Below are 15,591 nucleotides of genomic sequence, written 5' to 3'. Positions count from 1 at the left end.
CCCGTTCCGAGTCGTTCCGATAGATTCTTGTAAAATCCGGCGCTAAAGTATGGGCTGAAGTATGGGCTGGCGTGTGATGGATTCAGTATGGGCTGTGATCCAGCACCCCCGGCCAAGCCATTGAACGGACAGGGGAGCGGGTAAAAATGGGGAAACTCACAGCCAGAACAGTTGAGGGTCTTTGTAAGGCAGGCCGGCCCGGCATGACCAACGATGGCGACAGCCTTTACCTGAAGATAGGGAGGGGCGGCGGGGCCTCTTGGGTGTTCCGCTATCGCCAAGCGGGCAAGCTAAGAGACATGGGGCTAGGGGCTTACCCCGGTGTCAGCTTGGCTGATGCCAGAACACTGGCGTTTGAGGCTCGCCGGATGATCCAGCAAGGGGAAGATCCGATAGGCGAGAAGCGAGCAGCCGCCAGAGCAGCCAGGGAGGAAGCGGCACGGGCGGTTACCTTTAGTGATCTGGGTGAGCAGTACATCAAGGCCCACCGGGCAGGATGGAAGAACGCCAAACACGCCCAGCAATGGGCCAACACCCTGAAGCAGTACGCCTATCCGGTGATTGGCAAGTTGCAGCCGGATGAGATCAACACCGAGCACGTGCTAAACATCCTGCAACCCATATGGCAGACCAAGACTGAGACGGCTTCACGTGTGCGAAATCGTATCGAGCTGATACTTGATGCCGCCAAGGCCAGAGGCTTTACCTCTGGTGAGAACCCGGCACGGTGGCGCGGCCACCTGGATAAGCTGCTACCCCGACGCGCCAAGGTGAAGAAGGTGGAACACCATGCCGCCATGCCGTTCCAGCAAGTCCCCACCTTTGTCCGCCAGATCGCCCAGACTGAAAGCATGAGCGCCAAGGTATTGGAGCTGATCATTCTCACCGCCTGCCGAGCAGGTGAGGCACTGGGGGCCACATGGGACGAGATCGACCTTGAGCGGGGTGAGTGGTCAATCCCTGCCATAAGGATGAAGGGCGCACGAGATCACCGGGCACCACTGAGCAAGCGGGCTATCTCCCTACTCATGAGCCTGCCAAGAGTACAGGGCTCCCCTTATGTGTTCCCAGGGCAGCGACCAGACCGCCATCTATCCGCTGGGGCGGTAACTATGTTTATGCGGCGACATGGAGCGGAAGGCTTCACGGTTCACGGCTTCCGGTCATCGTTTCGTGATTGGGCTGCCGAGCGCACCACCTACCCAAGGGAGATATGCGAGATGTGCCTTGCCCATGTGGTGGCCCAGGGGGCCGAGGCTGCTTACTGGCGCGGGGATGTGCTGGAAAAGCGGCGCGGGCTGATGGAGCTATGGGGGCAGTATGTGGGTGATGCCGATAATGGTGGTGGTGTCGTGATAAAAATTGCATAGCTTCCGGTGAATACCGGTTGACGCCGAGAGTGCCCAACGTTAGGATTTACCCATAATCGCCCAATCTCTCTAGATCGGGCGTTTTCATTTCCAGACCCGGCCATAGCGCCGGGTTTTTTATTTGGAGGTGCTGACCCAGATACTCCCTTAACGAAACGCCAGACAAACCCCTTTTATAACCCGCCACTGTGCGGGTTTTTTTGTATCAGGAGACAAGCAAATGAGTATCGACCTAAGTCAAGTGACCCTGATGAAGCGTCAGCAAGTGGAGGCAGTGACCAGCCTGTCCCGCAGCACCCTTTACGACATGATGGCAAAGGGGCGCTTTCCGAAGCCCGTACGGCTCGGCCCGAATCGAGTGGCATGGCGTGAGCGCGATGTTGTGGCTTGGCTGGAACAATGTGGTGTAACCGCAGCATAAGGAGGCAGCGATGGACAAAAAAAATGGCCGCAACGCGAACGTCACGACCAATCAGCTTGAGCGTGACAAGCATACCACCAAGGCCCCCAAAGTACCCACCTTGCTTGAGCTGGCCGCCGTCCACCTGTTGGATAGCGGGATGAAGGGCACCAGCCAGTTGACGTTCTTCCCCCTGTATCACGACTTCAACTACCGCAACCGCATCGACGAGCTGCGCAACGACCATGATGTGATCATTCACAGCAGGCCGTTTGACCACCGCAACAGCGCGGGCCGCATCACCCGCTTTGAGCGGTATTGGTTAGCCGACCGGGAGGAGGCCCGCAAGGTGGCCGAGCTGGTGAACCTCAAGCGCCGCCAGCGCAACGCCTTGCCGATGGAGCCGGAGCAGATTGCCTGTTACCTTGCCGCCTTCCCTGCCACCCCCGACGAGCTTCCGCCCGCCGCTTAACGGAGCCACCACCATGACTATTCAAAAAAGCAGATTCAGTTCTGAGGCCGCCCCGCAGCCTGCTGGCAGCCAAGCGGTTAATTTAGCCGTTCAGGCTAGCGATATGTCTGTTATCAAGTTTGAGGGGGTGAAGGTACGCATTGTGAATGTTCACGGTGTGCCGTGGTTTATTGCCAAGGATGTGTGTGACGCGCTGGAGCTGACCAATCCGAGCCAGGCGCTCAAGGCACTGGATGACGATGAAAAGGGGGTAACTTTAAGTTACACCCTTGGCGGTACCCAGAAGATGCGAACCATCGCCGAATCCGGGTTCTACAAGCTGCTTGCCCGCAGCCGCAAAGCCACCACTCCCGGCACCCTCGCCCATCGCTTCTGCAACTGGGTATTCCGCGAGGTGATCCCCGCTATCCGCAAGACCGGCGCTTATGGCGTGCCGTTCGCCTGCCTGCATGACCATAGCCGTCGGCAAGCCCAGTACACCAAGGAGGCGAGTAAGCGCGGCCACGCCCTGCAATCCTGCCGGGGTGAGAAAGCCCGCCTGAAAGCCGAAGAGGCCGAGCTGTGGCGCACCTATCAACCTGAGTTGACGGGGGTGAGCGATGACCGGATATAAGAATGGGCTCACTGCCCAGGGCGGAGCTTTGCCCAAAATCAGCCAACCGCCCCAGCCATCCCTTGCCAAGTGGTTGCCGCTGACCTCGCAGTATATCGAGGGCAAGGCGGTTCAAACCGTCAACGCCCGCGAGCTTCACTCCTTCCTCAAGGTGGGCCGTGACTTCTCCAATTGGATTAAGGATCGCATTGCCGAGTATGGCTTTGTTGAAGGGGTGGACTATGTGGTTTTCACCAAATTTGGCGAAAACCCCCAGGGGGGCAGACCCCAGAAGGAATACGCCATCCGCCAGCACATGAGCGCTTATCAACTGGCGCTGGTGGCCTACCTAGAACGCAGTAACGCCACCTTGCTCGATGTTGGGATGCCCTTTGATGAACGCAAAGAGCAGCTTGCCGCTATGCTGGCGATCAAAGTTGAGCGGGAGGGCAAACAATGATTACTCCCTCCCTCTTGTCCGATAGCGTCCGAAACGGTACGATGCGGGCTGCTGCCACCTTAAGCAAGTGGCGGCATGGCTGGCGGATTAAGCACCCGAAAGCATTGAACAACTGTGAAAATATGCCTCATTTCCCGAAACTTCGGCCCTTGCGCCGGGGATCTATCCAGTTTCGGGGCATGGGTCGGGAGCCAAAGAAAACGCCCCGGCTGCGCCTTTCCACAGTTGGGCGCTGCTTTGCGGCTACCCGATCCGCCACAGTTCTCAAACTGTGGAGAATACCCCTCATGATCTATACCTTCCTGATCCAGCATTCCCGTACCTGCCGTTTGGCAGACCTACGCCGTATCCGCACCATTACCGCCGTTGCTGACACCGAAGCCCAAGCCCGCGCCGCCCTGGCCGGTTTGCCGTTGGTGTTTGTCAGCCGCCGTCCGACTGGGAGGGCCGCCGCATGAACCCGACCCACTCCCCCCGACTGGCTGAACTGCTGGCACAACTGGCCGACACCCTTGAACAAACCGACCTATGCCCCGTGGAGCGTGCGCAATACAGCGCTTTGCTTGATGCCCTGCGCATTGAGGCGGGTATCTGTCAGGGGGTGGCAGCATGAGGTATTTCGCATGGGCAAGCAGTACCGAGCAGCCCACCTTTGTTGGCTCCATCAACCCGCACACCGGCAAGCGTTCACAGGCTGGCAGCCTGAGCGCGTTTAGCTGGCGCTCTGATCGAGATCGCTTCATTGAGCAGACCAAGGGGGCCGCTGTTGCTGTCACAGCCAAAGAGGCCCGCGAACTGAAAGCGGGGCTGACTGAACGGGCCTTCAACGAGCTGGTGGCGGTACTGACCGGGGGTGATTTATGAGCGAACGGCGGATAGATGCCCTTCGCCGCCGCATCTGGCGCGAGCTGTACCGGGTACCGATGCGGCTGGCAGTGTTGCGGGTGTTGTTTCAACGGCTGATGAAGGCCCAACGGCCACCCCATCACAATGCAACAGGGGGTTGCGATGAGTGAGATTGACAAGCTGGTGTCGTCGGCGGCGCTGGCCTATCTGGCGGCGCGTGGTAACACGTTCAACCATCTGGGGGTTCAACTGCCGTTGACTGCCGAACTGTTGGCGCTGGCGATTCAAAACAACATCGTGGGCGCTTGCTTGGAACGTGGTGGCGGCAAGCAGGGGCGAGAGGATGCCCTGCTGATGCTGCGCCATATGGTGACTGGGGGCGAGCTAACGCCACTGGGCCGCCTGATGCTGGACGAGATGAACACCCTCTTCTGTGCCGAGGTGCGGGAGATGATTGATAGGGGCGATGATCCCGGAATAGTGCTGGCACAGGAGCGTGAGCAACGACTGGGGGCGGCACAATGACAATGAGCATGACAACCAAGGGGGCCGCGAGCCCCCGATTTGTAAGTGATGTGGCCGCCGCTGCCTGTGGTCACTGGCCCGAGCTGCTCGCTGCTGTCGGTATCGACATACCACGCCGTGGCAAGCATGGCCCCTGTCCTTTCTGTGGCGGGAGCGACCGATTCCGGCTTGATGACAAGGGCGGGCGCGGCACTTGGATTTGCAACCAGTGCGGCAGCGGGGACGGCCTGGATCTGCTCGCACGGGTAACTGGCAAGAGCACCAAGGAGGCTGCCGAGCTGATCGCCCCGCTGGTGGGTTTGTCTGCCGGTGGGCTTGACCCTGTAGAGCGGGAGCGTATCCACCAGCAGCAACAGGCCAGAGCAGAGCAAGAACGCAAACAGGATGAGCAACAGCGCCAGAAGGCTGCCCGCCGTGCCGCTGCCATCGCGGGTGATGTGGCCCAAGGGGTGAGCCCATATCTCACGGCCAAGGGCTTGGAGTGGCCGCAGGCGACGATTAACCGCACCTTGATCCGCGAGGGGGGCGAGAACTACCCAGCCGGTAGTCTGGTTATCCCGCTGACCAATGAGGCGGGCGAGCTGGTGAACGTTCAGCTTATCCGGGCTGACGGCAGCAAGCGTTATCTGGCTGGTGGGCAGAAGGCCGGGGCTTTCCACCGCATCGGGGGCGGGGCGTTTGTGGCCGTAGTGGAAGGTTATGCCACCGGGCTATCGGTTCACCTCGCCACGGGGGCGACCGTCTATTGCGCCATGGATTGCGGCAACTTGGCGGCGGTGGCCCAGATTGCCCGCCGCCAGCACCCAAAGGCCCGGATCCTGCTGTGTGGCGACAATGACGCACACACCCAAGGCAACCCCGGCAAGACCAAGGCCGAGCAAGCAGCCGCTGCCATAGGCGGGCTGATAGCTTTGCCACCGATTGCCGGAGATTGGAACGACCACCACCGAGCCCGCGGATTGACCGCAACCAAAGAGGCCATCATGCAAGGCGAAATCACCCAACAAGACCAAGACGCCCACCAGAGGGAAGGGGCTCCCTGGCAGGCCGAAGTAGTGCCGCTTCACCCGGTTCGCGATGACGAGACAGAGAAGGGGCAGGACATGCCGGAGGGGTTCGAGATCCGGGGGGAGCGGTTGTACGCACTGGTAACGCTGGGGCGCGGCGAGGATGCGCACTCGGAGTGGATCCCCATATCTAGCCCGGTGCGGGTACAGGCTGAAACCAGTGACGAACACGGGCGAGGCTATGGCCGCCTGCTGGAGTGGCAGGACAGTGCCGGACGTGTGCGCCGTTGGGCCATGCCTGTTCGCTCCCTGGCGCTGCGCAATGGCGAAGAGGTGTTTGCCGCCCTGCTGGATGCGGGCTTGCCGTTCATCGAGCTGGGCCACAAGCGCAAGCTGGCCGCTTACCTGATGGCCTGTCAGCCCGAACGGCGGATCACCTGTGTGGAGCGAACCGGCTGGCATGGGCGGACCTATGTACTGCCTCAAGGGTCAATGGGGCCTGACGCTGATGGGGTGATCCTGCAAACGGCGGGCTATGCGGCCAACGACTTTACCGAGCGGGGCAGCCTGAGCGAATGGCAACAGGGGGTTGCAGGGCTGGCGGTGGGCAATAGCCGCCTCTGCTTTGCCTTGTCGCTCGCCTTTGCGGCTCCCTTGCTCTCCTTGGTAGGCATGGAGGGCGGTGGCTTTCACCTCAAGGGCGAGAGCACGGACGGCAAGACCACCATCATGAAGGCCGCCGCCAGCGTCTACGGCAACCCAGATCGCTATAGCCAGACATGGCGAGCCACCGGCAACAGCATCGAGGGGCTCGCCAGTCGGCGCAATGACGCCCTGCTCTGCCTGGACGAGCTGGGGGAGCTGGACGGGCGCGAGGCGGGGCAAGTGGCCTACATGCTGGCGAACGGTCAGGGCAAGGGCCGCAGTAAGCAGGATGGCGAACTGAGGGAGCGCAAGGCGTGGCGGCTGCTGTTCCTGAGCACGGGTGAGCTGAGCCTTGAAGATCACGCCGCCAGCGCGGGCCAGCGCACCCAAGCGGGGATGGAGGTGCGCACCATCCAGATCCCGAGCGACACCGGCCACCATGGGGCGTTCGAGTGGCTTCACGGCATGGAGGGCGGACGCACCTTCGCCGATACACTCAAAGCCAACGCAGAGCGCCAGCACGGCAGCGCCTTCCGAACCTATGTCGAGTCATTGACCGGGGATCTGGAAGCGCACAGCGAGCGGCTGAGGGCCGAGATTAAGCGCATTGCCGCCGAGCTGACCCCGCAGGGAGCAGGTAATCAGGTTGGCCGAGCCATAAACCGGTTCGCGCTGGTGGCCGCTGCCGGTGAACTGGCAACCCGATTAGGGGTAACAGGCTGGCCCGAGGGGGAAGCGATCCGAGCGGTGAGGGTCTGCCTCAAGGCATGGCTGGCCGAGCGGGGCCATCTTGGCAACAAGGAGGACGCTGCAACCTTGGCCCAGATCCGGGCCTTTATGCGGGCTCACCAGTACACCCGCTTTGTGGATGTGAGCGACCCGAACCACCGACCGGCAAATGTGGTTGGTTACAGGCGTAACCCTAGGCATGGTACAGACGATGAACTGGAGTTTTGGGTTGACCCATCGGGATGGGTTGAGATCACCAGCGGACGCGATTCTAAGAAGGCCGCCAAGCTGTCAGCCAAAGCGGGATACCTGCTTGGCGGCGAGGGGCGTTATCAGTTGTTGAGGCGGCTCCCGACCGGAAAGCGGGCACGGGTCTATGTGCTGACCGATCTGGTATTAGCCGATGATGCGGAGGGACAGGAGGACGACTAACGCCCGCCAGAAGGAAGTTGAGGGCTACCGAGTGTGGCCCTTTTCTTTCCAGCCTCATGCGCGCGCACGTAAGGGAAAAACAGTGGTTCCACTGGTTCACTGGTTCCTAGATGGCTCAATCCCTTGCTACATAAGGCCTAGAGCCGGAACCACTGAGTTAAATATGACTGGTTCCGCACTGGTTCCACTGGTTCCTAAATGGGGTCGGAATTAGGTCGGAACCAGTGAATGGGGTCTAGGAACCAGTGGATAACTCACCAGTGGTTCACCAATAAACCCAGCAATGGCGCGGGCTGGCGGGGTGTTGGAACCACTGAACCACCGGAACCACTCTTTTTTCATATATAGAGCGTTACGAGCCGATCAAGATCACACTTTTATTGCAACAGGGGGTTGCCATGTTTCCTTGCAGTATTGCCCTTATGTCCACCGACAAAGAGCGGGCCGAGGCCAAAATAGAGATCCACAACAAACGAGTGAGAGCGCAGACCGCCGAACTGGCAGCGGCCACCGCCGAGGTTATGAGCGCGTTCCCCTCATGCGTGAACGAGCTGGTATTCCACCCGGTCAGACGATGGCGCTTTGATCATGCTTGGCCCACCCAGATGATTGCCGTTGAGATCCACGGCGGGGTTCACTCTGGCGGGCATCATGTCAGTGCCGAGGGCTTCATAAACGACCGACACAAGATGAATGAGGCGCTACTGATGGGATGGCATGTGATTGAGGCCACCACCGATGATGTGCGCAATGGCAAGCTAAAGGAGTGGCTGACAAAGGCGTTTGAGCTGTGGGGCAACCTGAACGCTGAGGGGGCACAATGCGACTGACCAACGAACAACGGGAGCAGGTGATCACCCTGCGCCGTCGCCATTCACTGAAAGAGGTGGCTTCTCTGGCTGGCCTCTCTTTGGGAACGGTGAAGTCCATCATCAGCCGATCGGGGCTGTTCACCGACAACCCGAGACACCGGGCCATGTTCACCCTGCCTCCACTACAAAGCAGCGGAGAGACGCTGCCAGCGGTTCAAGAGCTGCCGCCGCAAGAAGTGGTGACCGGGGATATGGAAATCGACTCCATGCTTTGGCTACGTCAAGTGATAGGGACGGGCGACCCGGTACGCATTGCCCAGGCCAAGGAGGCGGCAGGGCGGATCACCACCCCGCCCGGCGAGCTGGAGCAGCGTTACAGCAAATGGCTGGTGGCTAAGGCGGGTCACATGCTCGCGGGCCTTGGCAGCATCGGCTTTGCCAACCTCGACGGGCTGGCCGAGCGGTCTATTACCAGGCGAGCCAGAGAGGCTGAGGCCATCGGACGGTTCGGGGATGCGCTGTGGGACGACACCCAGGCGGAGGCGTTTTGTCAGGAGGTACTGAGAGGGCTGGAGCGGGACAGTTGGCAACTGCCGCCTGAACAGGTCGCGGGGCGGTTCAAGGCTGTGCCGGAACTGATGCCACACACCCTGAGCGACTGCCTTCATGAGCTGGCCTATTGGAACGAGCTGTACCGGCTGCGCAATGCGTGCGACACCCAAGGCTATTACGAGAACAGCATAGAGGCACACGCCCGAGACTGGTTTGTGTTTGGTCTGCTGGCTGAACTGCGACCGAGAAACAGGGAAGAGGCGCGGGCAACCCTGCGCTACCTGATGGGCAGTGAGCGGGACGACGCCCCCGAGGCAGAGCGGATCCTAGATAACCTGATTGGGTAGCCCGACACGGTTGGTGGTGGAGTTGATGGCTATCCGACCCGCGAGACATTCCCCAAAACAGGGAACCTTTCCCAAAAATGGGGAAGGTACAGCCCTTCGCATGGCGATACCGGGATCCCGGTATTAACCGATCATGTGTCACGGTTTCTCGGACAGTGTCCGGGCAACCATGACAGCAACTCCGCACCCAAATCGGCAGTAAACCGCCACCCCCCTCGCCACTACTGGCCGCAAACTCCGCAGTTAAACCGGCATACGAGCCAGATGAAAACGGGCATTCCCGCTTCTAGGCTCTACGCTGAACCACAACGGCCACGACATAGCTGAACCAGCTACAACCCACCCCCCAGCCGACCAGGGGAACCCCTCTCATCTGGATGGCGTCTTGCTGATCTCCATTCTGCGCAAATTGCGCAATTCATCCAAAAACGAATACCAACTGCGAGCTGCGCAAAACGGTTGCTCATTAGCTGGCAGCCCAAGCAGCACAAGTGATTGCGGTGGATTGAGCTGGTTAGGGAACTGCGCAAAGTGCGCAATCCGAACTGCGCAAAACTGCGCAATCTGCGCAAGGCGAGAAACACAAAGGACAGGGGAAGAAGGCCAGGAGCGAACAACAACGGCTAGAACGCCAAGCCGAGTCAGGCCAAGGAACGAAAAAAAGGCTGTGACATTGGCCGACGCTTCACGGATGGCGACCCTATGCGAGCCCTCACAAGCGCCAAAGTATGGGCTGAAGTATGGGCCAGCACACACCAAGAAAGACAAGCCCGCGACTGGCGCGGGCTTGAGGGGTATATGTGGCGGAGAGACAGGGATTCGAACCCTGGGTGGCATTGCTGCCACAATTGATTTCGAGTCAATCCCGTTCGGCCACTCCGGCATCTCTCCACGGGGCATCATTGTTACCGGAGCCGCCTCTGGAAATCAACTTGAATCTCTTTAAAGATCAAACGACTGCACATAAAACAAGCAGATGAGCACGCGCCCGGTGGCGAGATGCTCTCCGCTGTCGTACCTGCTGTCGATACAGTATCGACGCCGAGACACTCCCCCTACACCGGTGTCGCCGGCGTTACTTACCACTCATCCCCTCTCCCATGACCCGCCATGCATGCTGTTCATTGCAGGTTATGCTGCTTTGCATTAAAAACAGGCAAGAAACGGTCAACATGATGGATTGCCACGTCGGGACCCGGCTGTAGCCCTGGCCAGCCAAGCTGGCAATCGTCACCCGTTTGACTGACAATTTCCCCCTTTTACCCAGGGCGGTCGCCTCGCGGCCTCCTCATCTCAATCAGACAGGAAGTACATGTTCATAGCACGAACCCTCTCATTGCTGGCGCTGACCGCCAGCCTGCTGACGGCTCCGGTCCTCGCCACCACCTATCCGCTGCCCCCGGCAGGCAGCCGCCTGATCGGCGAACTGGAGGACTACATAGTCCAGCCAGATGAACATCTTGAGCTCATCGGCAAGCACACCCAGATTGGTTTTCTGGCGCTGCTCGAAGCCAATCCGGGGGTCGATCCCTATTTGCCCAAGCCGGGCACCCGGCTGACCCTGCCAACCCAGATGCTGCTGCCGGACGTGCCTCGCGAGGGTATCGTCATCAATCTGCCGGAGCTGCGCCTCTACTACTTCCCGAAAGGCAAAAACGAGGTGATGGTGCTGCCCATCGGGATCGGTGACATAGGGCGGGAGACGCCGGAGATGACCACCACGGTGATCGCCAAGAACCCCAATCCGACCTGGGTGCCCGGCCCCATGGTGCGCAAGTCCTGGCTGGAGCAAAAGGGGATCACCCTGCCGGCGGTGGTGCCGCCCGGTCCCGACAATCCCCTCGGCAAGTTCGCCATGCGCCTCGGTTATGGCAAGCAGGACTACCTCATCCACGGCACCAACAAGGATTTTGGCGTCGGTCTGCGGGTCAGCGCCGGCTGCATTCGGTTGCGCCCCGACGACATCGAGGCCCTGTTCAAGATTGTCCCCATCGGCACTCAGGTGAGGGTGATCAACCAGCCGGTCAAAACCGCCATCGAGCCCGATGGCCGCCACTGGCTGGAGGTACACTCCCCGCTCTCCCGTACCGAACTGGAGCTGGAGCAGGGCGCCCCGCTGATCCTCTCCCCGAGGTGGAAGCCTTCATCGCCAAACCGGAAGTCGATGGTGACAAGGCCGCCAGCGTGCTAAACAGCAAGAACGGTATCCCCCGTCCCGTCAGCGGCTGATGGCCAACCATGTTCACGAGGATCTTCATGAGCTACCGCATTTTTTGTCTGCTGGCCCTGCTGCTGAGCCCGGCGGTATCGGCCGACATCCTCTGGATGGACAACGGTGACCGGCTGACCGGCACCATAGAGGAGATAGACGACCAGCAGGTGCGCATCGCGCTCCCTTACACTTCCCCCGTCACCGTCAAGCGCGAGGCGGTCAAGCGCTGGCGCATCGAGAAGCAGGACAAACCCAAACCGACCGTCAAGACCGGCATTACCCTGCTGGCCCTGACGCCGGATGACCAGAAAGCCTGGCTGTGGAGCGGCAGCAGCGATCTGAACGTCAAGCTCAAGCACAGCGACAAGCAGACCAACAACGTCAACCTGAAGGCCTCCACCGAGGTGGCCAACCTCGACTGGCGCTATACGCTGGATGGGGAGTACATCTACGAGACCGCCAACAACGTCACCAACAGCCATGAGTACCGGCTCAAGCCCATGCTGGACTTCTTCTTCGACCAGCGCTGGTTTCTGCGCTCCGCCGTCGACTTTGAATACCAGATGCTGAGCCCCGAATACATGGATGTGGGTTATGTGACCGGACCTGGTTACCGGTTCTGGAACGACAAGCGGCGACGGCTGGAGCTGATCAGCCAGGCAGGATTGGAGCGCTCCTATTTCCGGCCGGGTTATTGGGACGACTTCATCATCCCCGATATTTTCAACGACAGGATCATCAACTATCCCCTGATGGGCCTTGGTTGGGACTACCGCCAACCCATCGCACTCTGGTCGGAGCAACTGGAGCTGTTCAGCAAGGGCACCTACAAGCGCTATCTGGACCAGCCCTCGACCTACATCACCCGGGAGCAGGCCGTAAAAGGCAGCCTGGGGATGCGCTACTACTTCAACGATCACCTGCGCCTCTCCTGGTCGAGCGAGCTCGATTGGGAAGACTCAAGGTTGGATTATCAAGGTGTTCAGACACCCTTATCAGGCAAAGAGTGGCGCCATTTGATCAGCTTGGGGGCCAGCTTCTAGCCCTCGGGGCAAGCCATGGATGTGCGAGTGGCAGCGACATAGGCAACTACAATAAGCGCCATAAACAAAACAGGCTCACCGAGGTGAGCCTGTTTTTTTCAATACGATTCGTGCCAGCGGGTGACACCGTCCCGTCAGAAGTAGATACGGGTGACCGATTCAATGACGCAGCCTGGGCGACGAATACCTTCGATCTCGACCTTGATCTCCTTGAGCAGCTCCAGCCCGCCCTTGATCGGGGTAACCCGAGCCAGCTTGGTGCGGGCGCGGATGTTGCTGTCCACCTTGATGGGGTACGGGAAACGCACCTGATCCAGGCCGAAGTTCACCACCATGCGGGCGGTCGGAAACTCGGGGGCAGCCTCGTTGATACTGCCCGTCAACCGCGGCAACAACGCCAGGGTCAGGAAGCCATGGGCAATGGTGGTCTTGAACGGTGACTCGGCCGCTGCGCGCTCCGGATCGGTGTGGATCCACTGGTTGTCGCCAGTCACGGCGGCAAACTCGTTGATCATCTGCTGGCTGACCAGCAACCACTCACCGACATGGGTCTCTTCGCCGATGCGCTCCTGCAAGGTGGCAAACAGAGCGGCTGCCTCGCCGCTGAGTTCGACGGCAGGGGTATCCAGCGGCACGGGCTGGCCATTGACGGCTTGCGCCGCGCCCTGCTGTTGCTGCGTCGACTGGCTGTCGCTCTGCAAATCCAGCACCCGGCCCAGCAGAGGGTGGAGGTGTGCCTTTTGCTGAAACTCACGCCAGTAGTCGCGGATCGCCGGAGAGAGCCAATCCTTGAGCTCAAAGGGGTGCTGCGCCAGTATTTCGCGCTTGCGCTTCAGAAAATCGACAACTTTCATGTACCGATCCCTATTCGATTCAAAGCCTGTAAAGAGGTCTAACCAGTCCTATTTTATGAAAGTTTCAACTGCAAGTGCAAAAAAATCTCAGCGTACAACTGTACCGAGGATGAAAGTGATCACTAACATGCAGGCGCCAGCCCAGATGCCACAAGGGGAAAAACGATTGTCATGGGTGCCGGGTATCGACCCAGACTGGCCACTGACACCCCCCTAAAAACAAGGCTCAGTCCCAGTTATGTGTTGAAAGGCTAACCTTGAAGTAGGTCATCACCTTGAGGGCCGCCATCATGGATACCCAAGCCTTTCAACATCTACTGTCCCTCTTCCCATTGCTCACTTTGCGTCAGCGTCGTCTCGCGCAACAGGAACTCACCACCCCTCACCCCATCACCTCGTTGGCCGCTCAACTTCCCGCATGCCAATGCTGCCCTCACTGTCAGGCCGAGGCCACACTGCTGGCCCCCTGGGGCTGGTCTCGAGGGCTGCGCCGTTATCGCTGCAAGCAGTGTTTGCGCACCAGTTCCGTGCTCACGAACACGCCTCTCGCCCGACTTCGCAAGCCACAATGCTGGGAAGATTATGCACAGGCCCTCATCGACGGTCTGACCGTCCGGCAGGCGGCGCTCCGCTGTGGGGTCGGTAAAAACACCGCCTTTTTGTGGCGTCACCGCTTCCTGAAGGCCATGGCTAGCCACCAGGCGGTACGGGAAGAGGGTATTGTCGAGGTCGATGAGACCTTCTTCCTGGAATCCTTCAAAGGCCAGCGCGGATTGCCCCGCCCGGCCCGCCATCGTGGAGGTAAAGGCCGTACCCGAGGCACAGGACCGGATTACATCCCGGTGATGGTGGTGCAAGACAGAGCAGGCCACCTGGCTGACTTCCAGTTGGAACGGCTGAATGCCAGGGCGGTGAAGGCAGTGCTTCAACCGCTTATCGCCCCGGATGCCGTCCTGTGCAGCGATGGTGCCGGGGTGTATGCGAGTTTCAGCAAGGGGCAAGGGATAACACACCAAGTGGTGCGCAATCGAGCGGGAGAGCGGGTGGTGGGTGCATATCACATCCAACATGTGAACGGGTACCACAGGCGATTGAAGGAGTGGATGGAGCGGTTCCATGGGGTCGCGACCCACTATCTGAGGAATTATCTGGGTTGGCGAAGGATGTTGGAGCGCTATGGGCGGGAAGTGAATATCTCACGTTGCTTGCATGAGGCGCTGGGGCGCCCCATGCAACACGTAATTGGGACATAGCCAAAAACAAGGGGCATACCATCGGTATGCCCCTTGTCGTCGTCCCGCTTCAGCTGGTTCAGGCGTTATCGTGCCCCATTGGCGACCACCACTGCCTGCCGGCCGCTTCGTCTTGGAAAGACCAGGCCAGGACCCGACTGGTCTTGTTGCCCTGGGTCATCTCGAGCACCCGCACCTGACGGGCCCCGACCCGGCTCAGCCCCTGCCTGGCCGCCGGCAGGTTCTCTTTTTTCGACACCAGCGAGCTGAACCAGAGGCACTGGCTGGCGAATGCCTTGCTTTGAGTGATCATGCTCGCCAGAAAGGCCGCCTCCCCCCCTTCACACCAGAGCTCGGCCTTCTGACCGCCGAAATTGAGCACCGGCTTGGCCGTCACCTCCTTGCCCAGGTTGCGCAGCTTGCGCTCCGTTCCCTTGCTCGCCTCTGCCAGTGAAGCATGAAAAGGAGGATTGCAGAGGGTCAGCGCAAAACGCTCGCGCGGCGCCACAATCCCCTGAAAGATGTCGCCAGCCTTGCCCTGCAGACGGCATTCGATCTGGCTGCCCAGCCCGTTGCTCTTGGCCAGCAGGGTAGCGGCCTTGACCGACACCGGATCGATGTCGGAGCCGACAAAGCGCCAGCCATATTCGCGGGCCCCCAGCAGCGGATAGATGCAGTTCGCACCGACCCCGATATCCAGCACCCGCACACCCTTGCCGGTCGGCACCTTGCCGGCACTCTCGGCCAGCAGATCGGCCACCCGATGCAGATAGTCCACCCGCCCCGGAATGGGTGGGCAGAGATAGCCGGCCGGCAGATCCCAGTGCGCAATGCCATAGTGCAGCGCCAGCAACGCCTTGTTCAGCGCCTTGACGGCGGCCGGATCGGCAAAGTCCAGGGTCTGGGTGCCGTGCTCGTTGACGAACACGAAGGGCTGCAGCTCGGGGGTACGCTGGCAGAGCGCATCGAAATCATAGGGAGCCTGATGGCGATTGCGTGGATGCAATCCGGATTTGCGGTCGGAATGGGTCTTCATGCTGGGCCTGCCGAGGAAAACGGGC

General features: G+C 60.2%; 16 protein-coding genes, 1 tRNA gene and 1 pseudogene. 15 read left to right on the top strand and 3 right to left on the bottom strand.

Annotated elements, in window-relative coordinates:
* Nucleotides 1-146 precede the first annotated feature (146 nt).
* The 12 genes from E5E97_RS11165 (at nucleotide 147) to E5E97_RS11110 (ending at nucleotide 9,189) form a co-directional block, all read left to right on the top strand.
* On the top strand, nucleotides 147-1,370 hold the full coding sequence (locus tag E5E97_RS11165) for an integrase arm-type DNA-binding domain-containing protein (protein ID WP_053288230.1): 1,224 nt from the start codon (nucleotides 147-149) through the stop codon (nucleotides 1,368-1,370).
* A 220-nt stretch (nucleotides 1,371-1,590) separates the two neighbouring features.
* A complete protein-coding gene (locus E5E97_RS11160) occupies nucleotides 1,591-1,791 on the top strand; it encodes an AlpA family transcriptional regulator (RefSeq protein ID WP_081000901.1) in 201 nt (66 codons plus the stop codon).
* A 10-nt stretch (nucleotides 1,792-1,801) separates the two neighbouring features.
* Nucleotides 1,802-2,242, top strand: a complete 441-nt coding sequence (locus E5E97_RS11155; RefSeq protein WP_053288229.1) for a hypothetical protein — start codon at nucleotides 1,802-1,804, stop codon at nucleotides 2,240-2,242.
* A 103-nt stretch (nucleotides 2,243-2,345) separates the two neighbouring features.
* A complete protein-coding gene (locus tag E5E97_RS11150) occupies nucleotides 2,346-2,855 on the top strand; it encodes a BRO family protein (protein WP_200906062.1) in 510 nt (169 codons plus the stop codon).
* Nucleotides 2,842-3,294, top strand: a complete 453-nt coding sequence (locus E5E97_RS11145; RefSeq protein WP_081000900.1) for an antA/AntB antirepressor family protein — start codon at nucleotides 2,842-2,844, stop codon at nucleotides 3,292-3,294. The genes E5E97_RS11150 and E5E97_RS11145 overlap by 14 nt, the downstream gene beginning before the upstream one ends.
* Nucleotides 3,295-3,581: 287 nt before the next feature.
* Nucleotides 3,582-3,752 (top strand): host cell division inhibitor Icd-like protein, encoded by a 171-nt coding sequence (locus tag E5E97_RS11140; protein WP_223915327.1) that lies wholly within the window; start codon nucleotides 3,582-3,584, stop codon nucleotides 3,750-3,752.
* A complete protein-coding gene (locus tag E5E97_RS11135; RefSeq protein ID WP_171280263.1) occupies nucleotides 3,749-3,907 on the top strand; it encodes a hypothetical protein in 159 nt (52 codons plus the stop codon). The genes E5E97_RS11140 and E5E97_RS11135 overlap by 4 nt, the downstream gene beginning before the upstream one ends.
* Nucleotides 3,904-4,158: a hypothetical protein gene (locus tag E5E97_RS11130; RefSeq protein WP_053288226.1), complete on the top strand. Its 255-nt coding sequence runs from the start codon at nucleotides 3,904-3,906 to the stop codon at nucleotides 4,156-4,158. The genes E5E97_RS11135 and E5E97_RS11130 overlap by 4 nt, the downstream gene beginning before the upstream one ends.
* A 144-nt stretch (nucleotides 4,159-4,302) precedes the next feature.
* On the top strand, nucleotides 4,303-4,665 hold the full coding sequence (locus E5E97_RS11125) for a hypothetical protein (RefSeq protein WP_053288453.1): 363 nt from the start codon (nucleotides 4,303-4,305) through the stop codon (nucleotides 4,663-4,665).
* Between the two features lie 2 nt (nucleotides 4,666-4,667).
* Nucleotides 4,668-7,478 (top strand): DUF927 domain-containing protein, encoded by a 2,811-nt coding sequence (locus E5E97_RS11120; protein WP_053288225.1) that lies wholly within the window; start codon nucleotides 4,668-4,670, stop codon nucleotides 7,476-7,478.
* A gap of 422 nt (nucleotides 7,479-7,900) precedes the next feature.
* Nucleotides 7,901-8,308 carry a hypothetical protein gene (locus tag E5E97_RS11115; RefSeq protein WP_133280067.1) on the top strand — a complete coding sequence of 136 codons (408 nt, stop codon included), beginning with the start codon at nucleotides 7,901-7,903 and terminating at the stop codon, nucleotides 8,306-8,308.
* Entirely contained in the window at nucleotides 8,299-9,189 is an 891-nt protein-coding gene (locus E5E97_RS11110) for a hypothetical protein (RefSeq protein WP_081000899.1), read from the top strand. Before E5E97_RS11115 ends, E5E97_RS11110 begins: the two co-directional genes overlap by 10 nt.
* An 801-nt stretch (nucleotides 9,190-9,990) precedes the next feature.
* On the opposite strand, the gene E5E97_RS11105 is transcribed toward E5E97_RS11110, so the two are convergent.
* Nucleotides 9,991-10,080: transfer RNA gene (locus tag E5E97_RS11105), tRNA-Ser, on the bottom strand.
* Between the two features lie 421 nt (nucleotides 10,081-10,501).
* Here E5E97_RS11105 and E5E97_RS11100 point away from each other — a divergent pair.
* Nucleotides 10,502-11,418: pseudogene (locus E5E97_RS11100) on the top strand (L,D-transpeptidase family protein).
* 27 nt (nucleotides 11,419-11,445) lie between these two features.
* Complete coding sequence (locus tag E5E97_RS11095) at nucleotides 11,446-12,444, top strand: DUF481 domain-containing protein (RefSeq protein ID WP_171280262.1); 999 nt, start codon at nucleotides 11,446-11,448, stop codon at nucleotides 12,442-12,444.
* Between the two features lie 134 nt (nucleotides 12,445-12,578).
* On the opposite strand, the gene E5E97_RS11090 is transcribed toward E5E97_RS11095, so the two are convergent.
* Entirely contained in the window at nucleotides 12,579-13,298 is a 720-nt protein-coding gene (locus E5E97_RS11090) for a MaoC family dehydratase (RefSeq protein ID WP_011705228.1), read from the bottom strand.
* Nucleotides 13,299-13,588: 290 nt separating this feature from the next.
* Between E5E97_RS11090 and E5E97_RS11085 the strand changes: the two genes are divergently transcribed.
* Nucleotides 13,589-14,551 (top strand): IS1595 family transposase, encoded by a 963-nt coding sequence (locus E5E97_RS11085; protein ID WP_171280261.1) that lies wholly within the window; start codon nucleotides 13,589-13,591, stop codon nucleotides 14,549-14,551.
* A gap of 58 nt (nucleotides 14,552-14,609) precedes the next feature.
* Here E5E97_RS11085 and rlmF read toward each other — a convergent pair whose 3' ends face one another.
* On the bottom strand, nucleotides 14,610-15,566 hold the full coding sequence (gene rlmF / locus E5E97_RS11080) for a 23S rRNA (adenine(1618)-N(6))-methyltransferase RlmF (RefSeq protein WP_118881666.1): 957 nt from the start codon (nucleotides 15,564-15,566) through the stop codon (nucleotides 14,610-14,612).
* Between the last annotated feature and the right edge of the window lie 25 nt (nucleotides 15,567-15,591).

The organism is Aeromonas sp. 2692-1 (assembly GCF_013085505.1).
Taxonomy (GTDB): domain Bacteria; phylum Pseudomonadota; class Gammaproteobacteria; order Enterobacterales; family Aeromonadaceae; genus Aeromonas; species Aeromonas hydrophila.
Note: the sequence above shows the minus strand (reverse complement) of the source record. Positions and strands in the feature narration are given on the sequence as shown.